This window comes from Aeromicrobium sp. PFPM2_SD2 (assembly GCF_057364525.1).
Map to the genome: position 1 here is coordinate 1 of NZ_JBNFNZ010000535.1, position 1,537 is coordinate 1,537.

Genomic DNA, 1,537 nt, shown 5'->3' on the forward strand with positions numbered 1-1,537 from the left:
GGCCGACCCGCGCGTCGCGGCCGCCCGCCGCAAGCTGCCACCGCGCTGTACTGACGCGGCTCCCGGCTCGCGGGTCCCGCCGCCGGTAGGGTCGCGGCGTCGGTAGGGTCGCGGCGTCGGCGAACGGGGGTGTGATGCGCACGAGGCTGGGACTGACGACGCTCGTCGTCGGGCTGCTGCTGGCTGTCCTCGGCTCCGTCGTCACCGCCCTGCTCGGGCCGGACGGACGCGTCGTGACCGGCCCGCACGCCGTCGAGACCGACTCGCTCGTCGTCACCCGCCCCGCGGTGCTGGGCTGGCGAGGGCTCGAGCTCGACGTGCTCGCCGAGCTCCCGGCCGAGAAGCCGGTGTTCGTCGGGCTCGCCAACGCGGTGGACGTCGAGGACTACGTGGGGCAGACGCGCCGGCTCGTCGTCGACGGCGTCGGCAAGCCGTGGGACCCCTCGTACGAGGAGGTCGACGGCCGCGCCAACCTGGCCGCGTCGCCGCTGTCGCTGGACTGGTGGATCGCCGCCGAGGCCGGCCTGGGCGGCGCCCACCTGCGCACGACGATGCCCGACGAGACCGTGTCCGTCGCCGTCCTGCCGGTGGGCGAGGCCGACCTGACCGGGCTGCGGATCAGCGTCGCCTACGGCGTCCCGCACGGGTTCGCCTGGAGCCTGGGCGCCTGCTGCTCGGCCTCGGCCTCGTCGTCCTGGGCGTCCTGGTGTGGCGCGGCGTGCCGCTGCGCCGGCCCGAGCCCGCGTGGGACGACGACGCGTGGGACGAGGACGACGAGGACGAGTCCGCGGGGGACGACGAGCCCGTCGGCGGCGAGACGGCGCCCGGCCCCGTGCCCGCGGGCGACGACGTGCCCGAGGACGCCGAGGTCGTCTACGTGCTGGTCGACGAGGACGGCACCGAGCACGAGATCACGGCCGAGGAGGCCGCGGCGGCCGGCTACGAGGTCGTCGAGGAGATCGTCGTCGAGGACGCCCCGGAGGAGACCCGATGAGGCGCGTCGCCCTGCTCCTGCTGGCCGCGGCGCTCGTGGTGTCCGGGTGCACCGTCCCCCGGCCGAAGGGCGACCAGTCGCTGGCCAAGGTCGCCGCGACCCCGGCGGACGCCCGGCGCGTCCTGGCCCAGTACGAGGAGGTGCTCTCGGTCGCCTCCAAGGCCCTGGACCCCAAGCCGCTCGCGGCGGTCGAGGCCGGCACGATGCTCGACATCGACACCGGGACGTTCGAGGTGGCCCAGCAGCTGCGCCGGCGCAGCGAGCAGCGCGACGGCGACCTGCGGATGCTCGCGGTCCACGCCCCGCTGCGCAGCGCGTACCCGCTGTGGTTCCTCATGCCCGTGGACGACCCCGCCCGCGACCGCGTCCGGGTGCAGGTGTGGCGGCGCGAGCGCGCGGCCGAGCCGTGGAAGCTCGTGGCGGCGCCCGAGACGACCCGCGACGCCCGACTGCCCCGAGCCGGTCGGAGAGGGGGAGCAGGGCACCGTCGTCGTCGCCCGGGCCGACCGGCCCTCGGGCACCGGGCCCTCGCCGCAGGAGGCG

3 protein-coding genes are annotated in these 1,537 nt (G+C 76.6%); 2 read left to right on the forward strand and 1 reads right to left on the reverse strand.

Going from position 1 to position 1,537, the window contains the following annotated elements:
• A partial coding sequence (locus AC2W7G_RS16010; protein WP_485869310.1) for a hypothetical protein occupies positions 1–539 on the reverse strand: 539 nt, incomplete at its 3' end.
• A gap of 167 nt (positions 540–706) precedes the next feature.
• Between AC2W7G_RS16010 and AC2W7G_RS16015 the strand changes: the two genes are divergently transcribed.
• Entirely contained in the window at positions 707–994 is a 288-nt protein-coding gene (locus AC2W7G_RS16015; RefSeq protein ID WP_485869311.1) for a hypothetical protein, read from the forward strand.
• Positions 991–1,537, forward strand: a 547-nt coding sequence (locus AC2W7G_RS16020; RefSeq protein ID WP_485869312.1) for a DUF8094 domain-containing protein, incomplete at its 3' end; no start/stop codon positions are given. The genes AC2W7G_RS16015 and AC2W7G_RS16020, both read left to right, overlap by 4 nt.